12 protein-coding genes are annotated in these 14,122 nt (G+C 71.4%); 5 read left to right on the top strand and 7 right to left on the bottom strand.

The window, feature by feature from the left end; translation table 11 throughout:
* Positions 1-1,289, top strand: a 1,289-nt coding sequence (locus tag J1C73_RS00990; RefSeq protein WP_207314631.1) for an MFS transporter, incomplete at its 5' end; no start/stop codon positions are given.
* A gap of 306 nt (positions 1,290-1,595) precedes the next feature.
* A complete protein-coding gene (locus J1C73_RS00985) occupies positions 1,596-2,318 on the top strand; it encodes a GntR family transcriptional regulator (RefSeq protein WP_207314630.1) in 723 nt (240 codons plus the stop codon).
* Positions 2,319-2,541: 223 nt separating this feature from the next.
* On the opposite strand, the gene J1C73_RS00980 is transcribed toward J1C73_RS00985, so the two are convergent.
* Positions 2,542-4,008: an aminopeptidase P family protein gene (locus J1C73_RS00980; protein WP_307797579.1), complete on the bottom strand. Its 1,467-nt coding sequence runs from the start codon at positions 4,006-4,008 to the stop codon at positions 2,542-2,544.
* 239 nt (positions 4,009-4,247) lie between these two features.
* On the opposite strand from J1C73_RS00980, the gene J1C73_RS00975 reads away from it, so the two are divergent.
* The gene (locus J1C73_RS00975) at positions 4,248-6,635 is read left to right on the top strand and encodes a M9 family metallopeptidase (RefSeq protein ID WP_207314628.1); all 2,388 of its coding nucleotides are present in this window, start codon (positions 4,248-4,250) and stop codon (positions 6,633-6,635) included.
* Between the two features lie 98 nt (positions 6,636-6,733).
* Here J1C73_RS00975 and J1C73_RS00970 read toward each other — a convergent pair whose 3' ends face one another.
* Both J1C73_RS00970 and J1C73_RS00965 read right to left on the bottom strand, forming a co-directional pair.
* Positions 6,734-7,123 (bottom strand): barstar family protein, encoded by a 390-nt coding sequence (locus J1C73_RS00970; RefSeq protein WP_207314627.1) that lies wholly within the window; start codon positions 7,121-7,123, stop codon positions 6,734-6,736.
* An 89-nt stretch (positions 7,124-7,212) separates the two neighbouring features.
* On the bottom strand, positions 7,213-7,605 hold the full coding sequence (locus J1C73_RS00965; RefSeq protein WP_207314626.1) for a guanyl-specific ribonuclease: 393 nt from the start codon (positions 7,603-7,605) through the stop codon (positions 7,213-7,215).
* Positions 7,606-7,876: 271 nt separating this feature from the next.
* On the opposite strand from J1C73_RS00965, the gene J1C73_RS00960 reads away from it, so the two are divergent.
* Entirely contained in the window at positions 7,877-8,239 is a 363-nt protein-coding gene (locus J1C73_RS00960; protein WP_370375285.1) for an ATP-binding protein, read from the top strand.
* Positions 8,240-8,305: 66 nt separating this feature from the next.
* On the opposite strand, the gene J1C73_RS00955 is transcribed toward J1C73_RS00960, so the two are convergent.
* Positions 8,306-9,367: a DUF2637 domain-containing protein gene (locus J1C73_RS00955; protein ID WP_207314625.1), complete on the bottom strand. Its 1,062-nt coding sequence runs from the start codon at positions 9,365-9,367 to the stop codon at positions 8,306-8,308.
* A gap of 192 nt (positions 9,368-9,559) precedes the next feature.
* On the bottom strand, positions 9,560-10,408 hold the full coding sequence (locus J1C73_RS00950) for a (2Fe-2S)-binding protein (protein WP_207314624.1): 849 nt from the start codon (positions 10,406-10,408) through the stop codon (positions 9,560-9,562).
* A gap of 144 nt (positions 10,409-10,552) precedes the next feature.
* On the opposite strand from J1C73_RS00950, the gene J1C73_RS00945 reads away from it, so the two are divergent.
* Positions 10,553-11,314, top strand: a complete 762-nt coding sequence (locus J1C73_RS00945) for a GntR family transcriptional regulator (RefSeq protein WP_207314623.1) — start codon at positions 10,553-10,555, stop codon at positions 11,312-11,314.
* Positions 11,315-11,349: 35 nt separating this feature from the next.
* Here the strand turns inward: J1C73_RS00945 and J1C73_RS00940 are convergent, their stop codons facing one another.
* Positions 11,350-12,135, bottom strand: a complete 786-nt coding sequence (locus J1C73_RS00940) for a hypothetical protein (RefSeq protein ID WP_123466243.1) — start codon at positions 12,133-12,135, stop codon at positions 11,350-11,352.
* Between the two features lie 162 nt (positions 12,136-12,297).
* Positions 12,298-14,022 carry a PucR family transcriptional regulator gene (locus J1C73_RS00935; RefSeq protein ID WP_207314621.1) on the bottom strand — a complete coding sequence of 575 codons (1,725 nt, stop codon included), beginning with the start codon at positions 14,020-14,022 and terminating at the stop codon, positions 12,298-12,300.
* Between the last annotated feature and the right edge of the window lie 100 nt (positions 14,023-14,122).

The raw sequence follows: 14,122 nt of genomic DNA, 5'->3' as shown, positions 1-14,122 counted from the left end.
CTCCCGCACCCCACCACGACAACGAGGTCGTCATGACTACCACCCCTACCCGGGCCACCGTCCCGACAGAGCGCAGACTGCCCGGACAGCGAAGACTGCTGACCGGCCTGATGGCCAACAGCGTCACCCTGTACGCGATCTACGGCGCGGTGCCCGCCGTGCTCCTCGCCAACCTGGTCGCGGACATCGCCCCCGACTCCAAGTCCACCTCGCTCGGTGTGATCAGCGCCGTCGGAGCGGTCGGCGCGATGCTCGCCAACCCGATCTCCGGGGCCCTCTCCGACCGCACCCGCAGCCGCTACGGCCGCCGCGCCCCCTGGATGGCCGGCGGCGCGCTGCTCGGCGGCCTCTCCCTGATCGCCGTCGGCGTCGGCAACAGCCTCCTCTGGGTCGCCGTCGCCTGGACGCTCGCCCAGATCTTCCTCAACGGCCTCCAGGCCCCGCTCACCGCCGTCATTCCCGACCGTGTCCCCGAGGAGCGGCGCGGCCTGTTCTCCTCCGCCGCCGGGCTCGCCCAGATGCTCGGCGCCGTCGTCGGCACCGCCGTGGCCGCCGCCTTCGCCAACGCCCTCGGCCTCGGCTTCGCCGTCTTCGGCGTCCTGATCATCGCCGGCACCGCGGTCTTCCTGCTGCTCAACCGCGAACCGTCCACCGCCGACGCCCGCCACGAACCGTTCCGCTGGAAGGACTTCCTGCGCGGCTTCTGGATCAGCCCCCGCGCCCACCCCGACTTCGCCTGGGCCTTCCTCGGCCGCTTCCTGCTGATCCTCGGCTACTACGCGGTCTCCTCGTACCAGCTGTACGTCCTCGACGACTACATCGGTCTCACCCGCGACCAGGCCAACGACCTGATGCCGCTGCTCAGCCTCGCCATGCTGCCCGGAATGATCGCGATGATCGTCATCTCCGGCCCCTGGTCGGACCGGGTCGGCCGGCGCAAGCCCTTCGTGATCGCCGCCAGCCTCGGCATGGCCCTCTCGCTGTTCCTCCCGCTGGTGCTCCGCAGCGAGGCCTCGATGTTCGGGTACGCGATCCTCACCGGCGCCGCGTTCGGGATGTACATGGCCGTCGACACCGCCCTGATGACCCAGGTGCTGCCCCGGCCCGACGACGCCGCCAAGGACATGGGCGTCCTCAACATCGCCAACGCCCTCCCGCAGGCCCTCGCGCCCGCCGTCGCCGCCGCCGTCATCGCCCTGCTCGGCGGCTACCGCTCGCTGTTCGCCACCGCCATCGTCCTGGTGGTCCTCGGTGCCGTCAGCATCCTCCCCATCCGCACCGTCCGCTGACCCTTCCCCCTCGTCCACGCGCCGGGTGCCCGGCGCTCAGTACTCGCGTACCCAGAGCTGCCAGCCGCCGAGGGCCTGGGTACACATGTAGGACGCGTAGGGCCCCTGTTCACCAGGACGCTGCGTCGGGCCCATGGTGAGACTGCGCAGAACGACCGCGGGTATGCCGCGTCCGTGTGTCGTTGGCCGAATCTCATGCGCGGGCGACGAGGGCGTACAGGACGGTTCGCGGAGATTACCCCGCAGGCAGTGGCATGACAACGTCACATTGTATTCTGGGTCTCCGCACGGTGCTGGAGGACAGACATGGCCCGCCTCACGTCGCTCAACGCGATCTCGGCGCAGGAACATCTGCGCGACCAGGTGGCGCACGCGCTGCGGGCGGCGCTGATCTCCGGGGAGCTGAGGCCGGGGACGATCTACTCCGCGCCCGCGCTCGCCTCGGAGTTCGGTGTCTCCGCGACGCCCGTCCGCGAGGCGATGCTCGATCTGGCCCGGGAGGGACTGGTCGAGGCCGTTCGCAACAAGGGCTTCCGGATCACCGAGCTGACCGACCAGGACCTCGACGACTTCACCGAGCTCCGCGCCATGATCGAGGTCCCCACCGTCGGCCGGATCGCGCGGATGGGCCTGACGCGGGAGCTGGAGGCGCTGCGTCCCGTCGCGCAGGAGATCGTCGAGGCCGCACGTCGGCACGACATCCTGGGGTACCTGGAGGCCGACCGCCGCTTCCACCTCGCGCTGCTCGGGCTGGCCGGGAACCGCCGGCTGGTCGAGGAGGTCAGTGAACTGCGCAAGCGCTCCCGGCTGTACGGGCTGAACAGGCTCTCCGAATCAGGTCAGTTGACGGCCTCGGCCGAGGAACACGTACAGCTGCTGGATCTGGTGGTCGCCGGTGACGCCCCGGGCGCCGAGGCCTGCATGCTCGCCCATATGTCCCATGTCCGGTCCCTGTGGGCCGACGGCAGGCGGGCGGACAAGGAGCGGGCGGACGGGGAGTCCGAAGGCGTACCGGCTGCCGAGGCCTGAGGCCCGCCGCTCCGCCATCACTGCGGGGCCGACGGGGCGGGTCCAGCCCCGGACCGGTTTCCGGTGGTCCTCCGGCTCGTCCCTCAGATCGTCTCCCGGCGCCCCGGAACTCGTTGTGCTGGAGGTACCCGCAGAAGTCCGGCATCCTCAGGTATCGGGCCCGCCGGAGTGACGCTCTCGTCCGGTTGGGGCCCCGCGGCCTCCCGCCGCGGGGCGGCGCTCCTCAGCTCTCCAGCAGCCCCGCCATCCAGGCCTCGACGCCGTCCGGGGTCCGGGGCAGCGCGGCTGACATCAGCCGGGCGCCGTCCGCCGTGATCACGAGGTCGTCCTCGATCCTGATGCCGAGTCCCCGCAGCTCCGGCGGGAGCGTCTCGTCGTCCGGCTGGAGGTACAGCCCCGGCTCCACGGTGAGCACCTGCCCCGGCTCCAGCACTCCGTCCGGGTACGCCCCGGCGCGGGCCCGCGCGCAGTCGTGCAGATCCATCCCGAGCATGTGGCCGCTGCTGCACAGGGTGTAGCGGCGGTGGAATCCGTTCTCGGGGGAGAGCGCCTCCTCGGCCGGCATCGGCAGCACGCCCCAGTCGTGCAGGCCGTCGGCGATGACCCGCATGGCGGCCTGGTGGAAGTCGCGGAACCGGGCGCCGGGACGCAGCGCCGCGATGCCCGCGTCCTGGGCGGCCAGCACCAGTTCGTACGCGGTGCGCTGGAGGGGGGTGAAGGTGCCGGACAGCGGAAGGGTGCGGGTGATGTCGGCCGTATAGAGCGAATCGGTCTCCACGCCCGCGTCCAGCAGCATCAACTGCCCGCGCTCCAAGGGGCCGTCGTTGCGGGTCCAGTGCAGTACGCAGGCGTGCGCCCCGGCGGCGGCGACGGTCGCGTAGCCGGGACCGTTGCCGTCCAGCCTGGCCCTGAGGCCGAACACCCCCTCGACCACGCGTTCGCCGCGCGGATGGGCCAGGGCCCGCGGCAATGACCGTACGACGTCCTCGAACCCGGCGGTCGTCGCATCGACGGCTCGCTGCAACTCACCCTGCTCCCAAGGGTCCTTGACGAGCCTCAGCTCGCTGAGGACGGTGTCGAGACCGGCCGGGGCGGGCCGCGGCACGGGAATCCGGCGGGCATCGCCGAGCCAGACGTCGACGGCCGGGTCCACGCCCGCGATGAACCGGGTCGGGGGCTGGGCCCCGGTCATCAGCTTCTCCCACGCGTCCAGGTGCTCGCAGCGGACGCCGGTGAGCCCGGCCGCCTCCGCGAGGCCGGGTCTGCGGCCGACCCAGAACTCCCCGTACCTGCGGTCGCGGTAGAACTCGCCGCCGGTACGCGGCGAGCGGGGTCTCAGGTAGAGGACCGCCTCGTGGCGGGCGTCCCCGTCGGGTTCCAGGACCAGTACGTGGCCGGCCTGGTCCTCCCCGGTGAGGCCGGTGAGCCAGGCGTACCCGGTGTGCGGTCTGAAGCGGTGGTCCGTGTCGTTGGACCGGACGGCGAGGGTACCGGCCGGAATGACCAGCCGTTCGCCCGGAAACCGTGCGGCCACCCGTGCGCGGCGGGCCGGTGTCAGGTCGCGGGCCGGGACGCGGTCACCCCCGGGAAGAGGGGTATCGGCCCAGGCCGCGCGCATGAAGGTGTCCAGGGCCGGCGACACCGGCAGGTCGTGACTGCTGCTGTGCAGGGGGAGTCGGGGCTCGGTCACGGGGCGGTACTCCTCGGGCTGTGTCGACACCGGCCGCAAGCAGGGTGCTGCGAACGGGAGTTGGCGTGCAGACGAATCTGCGCGCAACGCCTTCCAAAGAACATGTGACATGTGCCATTGTACAGACGGTCGCGATTGAGGTCGTGCTCATGTCAGACATCCCGGTACGGCCTCGACCGCGCACCATCCCCCACGGCCGCGCACCGTCGCGCGGCCACCACTCCGCTGGGAGGCGGCACGTGAAGAACCGAACGGTTCGTCAGAGATTCACCGGGCTATCCACCGTGGCCCTGACGGCCTGCCTGGGCGTCGGCATGCTCGCGGCACCGAGCCGGGCCGCCGAGGTCCGTCCCTCCACTCCGGCCGCCGCAAGCGCAACGTCCGCCGCAAGGGCGGCCGTTGACCCGACCGCACCGGATCCGGGCGGCCCTGCCGCGCAGGCCCTCACCGCACCCGTCCAGGACGCCGGTCACATAGGCGACAAGGCGCTGAAGCCCGCGGACCGAGCGCCGCAGACCGCTTCCAAGGACGCGCTGCGGCGCGACTACGACGACCCCGGCACCTCCGCGCCCAGCCACCCCGCCCCCTCGATGAAGGCGAAGGCCCGCGCCGCCGCCAAGTCGGCCGGAACCGGCGCGGCCGCCGCCTGCTCCGTCGCGGACTTCACCAGCCGCACCGGGAGCGCCCTGGTGCAGCAGGTCAAGTCGTCGACGACCGACTGCGTCAACACCCTCTTCAAGGTCAAGGGCAACGACGGGTACCTCGCCTTCCGTGAGGCCCAGATGGTCAGCGTCGCCGACGCGCTGCGTGACGGATCGGCCGCGTACCCGGGTGACAGCAGCACCGGTATGCCGCAGCTGGTGCTCTTCCTGCGGGCCGGCTACTACGTGCAGTACTACGACCCCGCCACCGTCGGCAGTTACGGTGCCCCGCTGCGCACCGCCATCCAGGGCGGACTGGACGGTTTCTTCGCCTCCTCGCACTCCCGCGATGTCACGGACGCCAACGGCGAGACCCTGTCCGAGGCCGTCATCCTCATCGACAGCGCGGAGCAGAACGCCCGCTACCTGTACGTCGTCAAGCGGCTGCTCGCCGACTACAACTCCTCGTACGACAGCTCCTGGTACATGCTCAACGCGGTCAACAACGTCTACACCGTGACCTTCCGCGGCCATCAGGTGCCGGAGTTCGTCAGCGCCGTCGAGGCCGATCCGAGCCTGCTCGACTCGCTCGCCGGCTTCGCCCGCGACCACCTGAGCCTGCTGGGCACGAACAAGTCCTATCTGACCTCCAACGCGGGACGCGAACTGGCACGCTTCCTCCAGGAGGAGCCGCTGCGGCCCAGGGTCCGCCCGCTCGTCACCGACCTGCTCGGCCGGAGCTCAATGACCGGACCCACCGCGCCGCTCTGGGTCGGGCTGGCGGAGATGGCCGACTACTACGACGCGGCCAACTGCTCCGCCTACGGCACCTGCGACCTGTCGGCACGCCTCAAGAGCGCCGTGCTCCCGGTCAACTACACGTGCAGCGACAGCATTCACATCCTGGCCCAGCAGATGTCCTCGGCCGATCTCGCGACCGCCTGCACCAGCCTGCGCAACCAGGATGCCTACTTCCACGACGTGGTGCGGGACAACGGGCCCGTCGCCAACGACCACAACAGCACCATCGAGGTGGTGGTCTTCGATTCGAGCACCGACTACCAGACCTACGCCGGGGCCATCTACGGCATCGACACCAACAACGGCGGCATGTACCTGGAGGGCGACCCGGCCGCGGCCGGCAACCAGCCGCGGTTCATCGCCTACGAGGCCGAGTGGGTCCGGCCCGACTTCCAGATCTGGAACCTCAACCACGAGTACACCCACTACCTCGACGGCCGGTTCGACATGGCCGGCGACTTCGACGCCGGCCTCACGACGCCGACCATCTGGTGGGTCGAGGGCTTCGCGGAGTACGTCTCCTACACCTACCGTGACGTCACCTACGACGACGCCGTCACGCAGGCCGCGGCGCACACCTACACCCTGCGCAACCTGTTCGACACCACGTACGAGAACGCCGACCAGACCCGCATCTACAACTGGGGCTATCTGGCGGTCCGTTACATGCTCCAGTCGCACCGTGCCGACGTGGACAAGCTGCTGGGCCTCTACCGCGGCGGTGACTGGAACGGTGCCCGCACCCTGCTCACCTCCACCATCGGCAGCCGTTACGACGCCGACTGGACCACATGGCTGACCGCCTGCGCGGCCGGCGCCTGCGGCGGCGGGTCCACCAACCCGCCCGGCGAGATCACCGAGTGCACGGCGACCGACACCAGGCTGCTGGACCGGAACTGCATGCGCAGCGGGCTGAAGGCCGTCAAGGGCGACTATGCCTACCTGGCCGTCGTCATCCCGGCCGGCACCACCCAGCTGAAGATCACCGCTTCCGGCGGCACGGGTGACGCCGACCTCTACTACAGCGACAAGGAGTGGGCGACCACCAAGGTCTTCTCCGACAAGTCTGTCGGGGCGGGCAACGAGCACACCCTGACCGTCAACAGCCCGGCGCCGGGATACCACTTCATCAGCCTCTACGGCAACGAGAAGTTCGACGGCGCCAAGGTCACCACCGAGTTCTGATCCCTACGACCCCTACGGTGTCGGTCGGCCGAGTGAGGTCCCGCTCGGCCGGCCGGTGCTGTCTCCCGGGGCGCGTCCGCCGGACCCGGCCCGGGAGATCACGACAGCCGCAGCCGGCCGGGCGTCGTTTCGTCCGCCAGGATCGCCACGATCAGGTCGAAGAGCGTCGGCCCTCGTCCGGCCAGGGCCTCATCGAGCCGCTTCCGCATCGCGGGACGGTTGGTGGGATGCGCCCGCTCCAGGCTCCGTCGAAGCTGACGGGCCGTCTCCCCGTGGCCCAGGGCGTGTACGGAGAGTGCGTGGTCCCGCCACTCGATGACGAAATCGCCGTCGTCGGGCGTGCCCATGCCGCCACCGAGACAGTCCGCGAGAGCGTCGAGGTTGCGGCCGAAATACCCGTCCGGGCCGTTTACGGCCTCGCCGATCACTGTCCAGAACTGCTCCAGGCCGGTGACCCGGGAGCCTTCGATCACATAGGTCACGGTCATGGGTGGAGCGTACAAGTCCGTGTGCCTCGTCCGGTCCGTGATCCGCGCCGCAGGTGGGGGACTGCGGCGCGGATCCTTCCGGGGAGGGTTCAGCAGGTGAAGTCGACGAGGTCGAACGTCGCGTAGTGGTCGGAGGTGTAGTAGTCCTCCTGGGTCTCCTCGCCGGTGACGATCCGGCGTGCGCCGCGGGTCGGGGCGCCGGGGGTGATCACGGTGTACTCGTGGTAGTAGCCGGTGCCCTGTCCGGGCAGGACGCCTTCGCGGTTCTGGAAGACGACGCCGTCCTGGTCGTAGGGGAAGGGGCCACCCGCATCGATGAGATCGAGGGTGTCATGGGCCTGGGAGGGGAGGGCGGAGTAGCAGATGCTGCCGACCGAGGTGGTGGCGGCTGTCGCGGTCGCCGCGACCGGGCCGCCGACGAAGAGGACGGACAGGAGGGCGGCGACGCCGCCGAGCGTGGTGATCCGTGGGGGGATTCGCATACCCATCATGATGACGCGCGTAGATGCGCTTCCGTCAACGCCAACTCCAGTGATTTTTTCGGAAGTTAACCTGAACGGCGGCAATTCCACGTCCCGTCCGCCCGATCCGTACCGGATCGCGTGGTTCCGCACGCCGTGACACGTCGGCAAGCGTGACAGCCCGTGGGCGGGGCATGCATTGCGTGAAGCGCATTCGACGAGGAGGAGGCGATTCACTGTGCGGGCGGGGGAGACGATGGAGCGTCAGGAAATGGGCCGGCTGCATCGCAGGCTGGGCAGTGCCGATCTGGCGGCGATTTCCGAAGTGCGCGGTGCTGTAAGGGAATTACTGAGGTACCGGTGGAAGGAGGAGCCCGCGCAGGTGGCCGAGTTACTGCTCAGCGAACTGGTGACCAACGCGCTGGTCCACACGGACGACGGCGCGGTCGTCGCCGTCAGCGTGGCGCCGCGGAGACTGCGGGTGGAGGTGAGGGACTTCGTCCCCGGGATGCCCGTGTCGGACGTACCGAACGCCGACGACGGTACGCACGGCCGAGGGCTGATCCTGGTGGAGAGCCTCGCGGACGCCTGGGGGGTCAGCCCGCAGGCGCTGGGCAAGGTGGTCTGGTTCGAGCTGGACGGCGAACGGCCCTGAGCATCCGAGGGATGGTCAGGGCCGTTCATCGCCAACCGTGTCGACCGGCGCACCGTCGCGTGGGGCTCAGCCGAACTGCTGCTCCAAGGCCTTCAGTTTCTGCTCCAGCGAGTCGAGCCGGGGCAGTGCATGGGTGTCGTCCTCGGCGGTGAGGCCGACGGCTCTGGGATCACTCGTGTTCAGGTCCGAGGCGCTCGTGGAGCTGGAGCCGCTGACGGCTTGCAGGGATGGCCGGGGCCGCAGCGGCAGCTGACCCTGCTCGGACAAGGCGGGCTCCGCTACGGACTGTGCGGAGCCCGCTGCGGCGATGGCCTGGACGTCCACGTGGGCGCCGCCCCGGCCCCAGGCCCGGTTCTGCCGGTTCAGGGCCTTGATCTGCGCCCGGTCCAGCTTCTCCTGGTCCTTCCTGCGGAGACGGTTCTGCTCCTCCTCCCTGCGGTCCTCGCGTACCTCGTCGACCGCCTCGTCCAGTGTGCGTACGCCTTCGAGCAGCATCAGCGACCAGGCGCCGAAGGTCTCCCGGGGTGCGCGCAGCCACCGTACGATCCGGATCTGCGGCAGCGGACGGGGCACCAGGCCCTGTTCGCGCAGGGCGGCCCGGCGGGTCTGCTTCAGCGCCCGGTCGAAGAGCACGGCCGCCGAGAGCGACATCCCCGCGAAGAAGTGCGGGGCGCCGGCGTGGTCCAGGCCGCGCGGCGCGTGCACCCAGTTGAACCAGGCGGCGGCGCCGGCGAAGATCCACACCAGCAGCCGGGAGCCGAGGGCCGCGTCGCCGTGGCTGGCCTCCCGCACGGCGAGCACGGAGCAGAACATCGCGGCCCCGTCGAGGCCGAACGGCACCAGGTACTCCCAGCCCCCGGCGAGGCCGAGGTTTTGCCGGCCGAAGCCGACGAGCCCGTGGAAGGAGAGCGCGGCGGCGACCGCCGCGCAGCAGAACAGCAGAACGTACGAAGCCGAGGCGTAAAATGCTTCCTTGCGCCTGCGCCGGTCCTCGCTGCGTTCCCAGGTGTCGTCGGCCGCGGGTGTGTCAGAGGTGCGCTTGCCGCGCGCGACCACCGCCGCCGCTGCCATGACCCCCGCGACCAGCACGGCGGCCGGAAGCAGCCAGTCAAGCGAAATGTCTCTCATGCACGGTCCCTTGCGTCGCGTAGGGCGTTTCGGGCCGCCATCGTGACGGAGATTCCCTCAAGTCAAGGCGGTTTCGGGGCAAGTTAATGCCAATGGGGTGTTTGAGCCGGTCGATTTACGTGATCTGGTCGAACGTCCCTCAGTGGCGGGGCAGTTGCGTTCGAATCACGTCACCCTTACGGGCGGTGTGGATCAGGGAGCGGGCGTCAGCTTCTGGAGCCGGTCGGCATCACAGGTGCGCGGGCAGGTGACACAGGTGTCTTCGGGCCGCAGCGTGTAGAAGAGGCAGCAGCTCGCCCGGTCCCGGGTCGGCAGCGACTCGCCGTCCGGTCCGGTCAGTTCGCGGAAGCCCGCCGTGCCGACGTACGGCTTCGTGGTGCCCGGCAGGAGCGCCTCCAGCTCGGCCATGGCGCGCCGCTCCTCGCCCAGGAGGTGGGCGATGTACCAGAGGCCCTCGACGATCTCGTCCGTCGCCATGCCCCACAGGGCCCGCTTGCCGCGCCGCATCCGCGGCCCGAAGCCGTCGAGCACCGGCCCGAGGTGCTCGGCCACGGACGAGAGGACCTCGGCGCGCAGCGCGGCCTCGTCCGCCACCACCCGGGCGCCTGGCAGCGCCGCCGCGGGATCGTCGGGGAGGCAGGCGAACTCCCGCACCCGGACGGTCAGATGGCCCAGCGCCCGCTGGAAGGCGACGTCCTCGACCGGGATCCGGGGCACCCGCCAGTGCAGGAACCACGGCACCGTCACCAGCAGGCAGGCCGGCCAGGCGTAGCGGTGCAGGCCGAAGCTGGCGACCACGTCGGGCCGGGCCTGCTGTCCGTAGTCCCGCAGCACCTGCTCGTTGTCCCAGGCGAGGAAGGTGTCCAGGGCGCCGCCGCCGGCCGCGAGCTCGTGCGCGCCCACCCAGCCGACGCCGCCCGGGGTGGACTCGCCGTCCGCGAGCACCTCGGCGCGCAGGCCCGGGAAGACCTCGGCCAGGCGCGCGTACGCCTCGGCCACGGCCGAGGCTGTCGCTGCGGGGAGCAGGGCGGGGAGGGGCATACGAGGACCACCGTATCGCGATCGTTTAGAGGTAAGCCTTACCTTACCTGACCTGATCGATGTTTGAACTGCGGCCTCCTCCGCCTATCGTGCACAAGGGGCACGGCACAGGCGAGCCGTACCCGGCCGGCCGAGGAGGTACCCGTGGAGCAGGGCAGAGCGCGTGAGGAAGTGCGTCCGCCGCACGCGTCGGCCGCGTCCGCGACCGCCCACTCGTCTGTCCGGGTGCCCGAACAGGCCCGCGGTGAGCACACCCACGGCGAGCCGCCCCCGCCGCGTGTCGTGGTGCAGCGGCACTCCGTGCGCGGCCAGATCCTGGAGGCCCTGCGCGCCGCCCTCGTCGACGGCGAACTGATCCCCGGACAGGTCTACTCGGCCCCGGCCCTCGGCGCCCGCTTCGGGGTCTCCGCCACCCCCGTGCGCGAGGCGATGCAGCAGCTGGCCGTCGAGGGCGCCGTCGAGGTCGTGCCGAACCGCGGCTTCCGGGTCGCCGAGCGCGGCCCGCGCGAGCTGGCCGAACTGGCCGAGGTACGGGCGCTGATCGAGGTCCCGGTCATGGTGCGGCTCGCCCGCACCGTGCCGCCGGCGGGCTGGTGCGCCCTGCGCCCGCTGGCCGACGCCACCGTGGCGGCGGCGGCCAGCGGCGACCGGGCCGGTTACGCGGAGGCCGACCGGGCCTTCCACGGAGCGGTGCTCGCCCTCTCCGGCAACGCCCAGCTGGTGACGGTGGCCGACGAGCTGCACCGCCGTTCCCAGTGGCCCCTGGAGACCAACCCCGTCACCCGCCGCGCCGACCTGCTGGCGGACGCCGCCGAGCACACCGCGCTTCTGGACGCGCTGATCGCCCAGGACGTGATGGTCGTGCAGTCACTCGTACGGGAGCACTTCACCGGCTCCGGGGGCTGACTGCGGCAGGTGCGGCAGGGCCCCCGGGTGCGGCCTCAGTTGGACTCGGCCGTCTCCGGCCCCGGCGGGTCGATGTGCGGGGCCAGCCACGTCGGTACGCCGCCGAGCAGCCGGAAGAGCCTGCCCGCCTCGGCGCGCAGCCGGGTCGCCGCCTCGGGCTCCGGTTCGGCGTCCGCCATGGCGATGAGCGCCGGGGCCGTACCGACCAGGTAGCCCAGCTCCTCCCTTATCCGCAGGGACTCCGCGAAGCCGTGCCTGGCCTCCGCCAACTCCCCCTCGCGCAGGGCGATCAGGGCGAGATGGCGCCAGGTGGAGGAGAGGAGCAGTTCGTCGCCCTGGGCGGTGGCACCGGCATGGGCCCTGCGGTACGCGGCGCGCGCGGCCTGTGGCGAATCGGCGATGTTCTGGGCGATCAGGCCTCGCCGGAAGTCGAGCAGCGGGCGGCCCGCGGCGGCCGGGGCCAGCAGCGCCGCGGCCCGGCTCAGCGCCACCCGGGCCTCGTCGGCCCGGTCCCGCACACCGAGCAGCGTCGAGGCGTACGCGAGATGTCCGCGCTCGCAGGCGGCGGCCCCGCGCTCGGCGTCGTCGTGGGCCAGGGCCTCGGCGGTGCGCAGCGCGTCCTCGGCATCGGTCCAGCCCTGTCCCGTGTACAGACACCGCTCGGTCAGCAGAGCCGTCCGCTGGAGCGCCGCGGCCGGATCGGTGGCGGCGTCGTGTTCGAGCAGTGCCGCGGCGTCCGTCCAGCAGGCGCGTGACCTCAACCGCCATACCGCTGTCTGGAGCGGCGGATCGTCATCTGCTGTCGTTCCGGAACCAGACATGGCGGTATACGCCACATTGCCCTCCCCGAGCGCGCCATTGAGCTGTTGAGTCTGGCCGCATCACAGCACGGAATGGCATGCCCGGCCAAGAGGTCGAGGCAATGTCAGGTGAAAGTTTTCACAATCAACGGAAGCCGCCGGGGCCGCGGGAGCCCCCGGGAATCAGCTCATACGCAGGGCGAGGAAGAAATCGAGCTTGTCCTCCAGCCGTGAAAGGTCACGCCCCGTCAACTGCTCGATTCGCCCGATCCGGTAGCGCAGCGTGTTGACGTGCAGATGCAGCCGGGCCGCGCAGCGGGTCCACGAACCGTCGCAGTCCAGAAACGATTCCAGGGTCGGGATCAGCTCCGCGCGGTGCCGCCGGTCGTAGTCCCGCAGCGGGTCGAGCAGCCGTGCGGTGAACGCGCGACGCACGTCGTCCGGGACGAACGGCAGCAGCAGGACGTGCGAGGCCAGCTCGTGATGGCCGGCCGCGCAGACCCGCCCCGGTCGGGCCGCCGCCACCCGGCGGGCGTGCCGGGCCTCCTCCAGCGCGCCGCGCAGCCCCTCGGGCGAATGCACCGCGGCGCTGACCCCCAGCGTCAGGCGGCCGTCGTCGGCCAGACCCGCGGAGAGCGGGGCCCGGACGGCGGCCAGCAGGACGTCGGCGTGCAGCGCGGAATCCTTCTCCGAGGGCTCCGGGCCGTCCGGGTCCGCCGCGTCCTGCGCATCCCCGGCCGGGGGAGCGACGGCGGGCAGCGGCACCAGCGCGACGGCCTCGTCGCCGAAGTGCGCGACCGCGATCCGGTCCGCGGAGTCGGGGCCGGTCACGGCCGGGTCGACCAGGATCTCCTCCAGCAGCGCCTGGGCGACCGGGCCGCCCGCGATGCCGGAGCCGGGCGCGCCCTGCTCGTCCCAGTCGACCCGGGCCACCACCACCTGCCAGTGCGGCGCGGTTCCGAGGCCGGGCAGCAGGACCGGCGCGGCCACCCGCAGCCGGGCCGCGATCTCGGCGGGCGGGGCGCCCGCCTGGACCAGTTCCAGGACCTCCTGGGCGAGCCGGCGGCGCACCGTACGGGCCGCGTCCCGCCGGTCGCGTTCGACCGCGATCAGCTGGGTGACGCCCTGGAGCAGGTCGAGCCGGGCGGCCGGCCAGTCGCTCGCGTCGGCCCCGACGGCGAGCAGCCAGTCGGAGAGCACCGACTCGCGCACATCACGGGAGGCCGGCACGGCACCCCTGGCGTTGTTCCGGATCGGGAAGAGCGAATACGCCACCCCGCCGATCGCCGCCCGGTAGGGGGCGCGGCGGCCGGTACGGACCGCGGCCAGATGGGCACCGGCCAGTTCCGCGCCGACCGGTCCGGGCAGCGGCGCACCGGCGCCCGCGATCTGCCGGCCGGTGGGCGAGAGCACCCAGGCCTGCAGGTCCAGGTCGGAGCCGAGCAGATCGAGGACCACCTCCGGTCCGCCGCCCGCTGGTCCCGACGTCATCAGCCGGCGGTGCCGGTCGACCACCGCCGCCAGATCACCGGCGCGCTCGCCGGACACCTGGCGGACCACATGCTCGGTGATCGTTGCGAACGCGACGCTCTCGTTGACGGCGAAGAGCGGCAGCCGGTGCCGGCGGCACGCCTCGACCAGATCGTCCGGGATGTCGCCGAGCTCCGCCTCGCCCGCCGCGAGCCCGGCGACACCGGCGCCCGCGAGGATACGTACGAACGGCTCGGAGTCCTTCGCGTCCCGGCGCCAGGCCAGACCGGTCAGGACCAGCTCGCCGCCCGTCAGATAGCGGCTGGGGTCCCGCAGGTCGGTGGTCATCACGCCGCGGACCGACCGGTCCAGCTCGTCGTCGCCGCCGAGGAGCCGCAGGCCCAGCGCGTCGGTCTCCAGCAGTGCGCGCAGCCGCATCTCGTCGCCGCCGATCTCGTTCGTTGGTGCGGGTGAAAACTGGGTGTTGCGGTGAGGTCACAGAGACCCGTCATTCGTTCGAATCTACAAGACGAGGACG

Origin of the sequence: Streptomyces laculatispora, assembly GCF_017353455.1 — a bacterium.
Taxonomy (GTDB): Bacteria; Actinomycetota; Actinomycetes; order Streptomycetales; family Streptomycetaceae; genus Streptomyces; species Streptomyces laculatispora.
The sequence above is the reverse complement of the archived record's forward strand: the minus strand, read 5'-3'. Positions and strand labels throughout refer to the sequence as shown.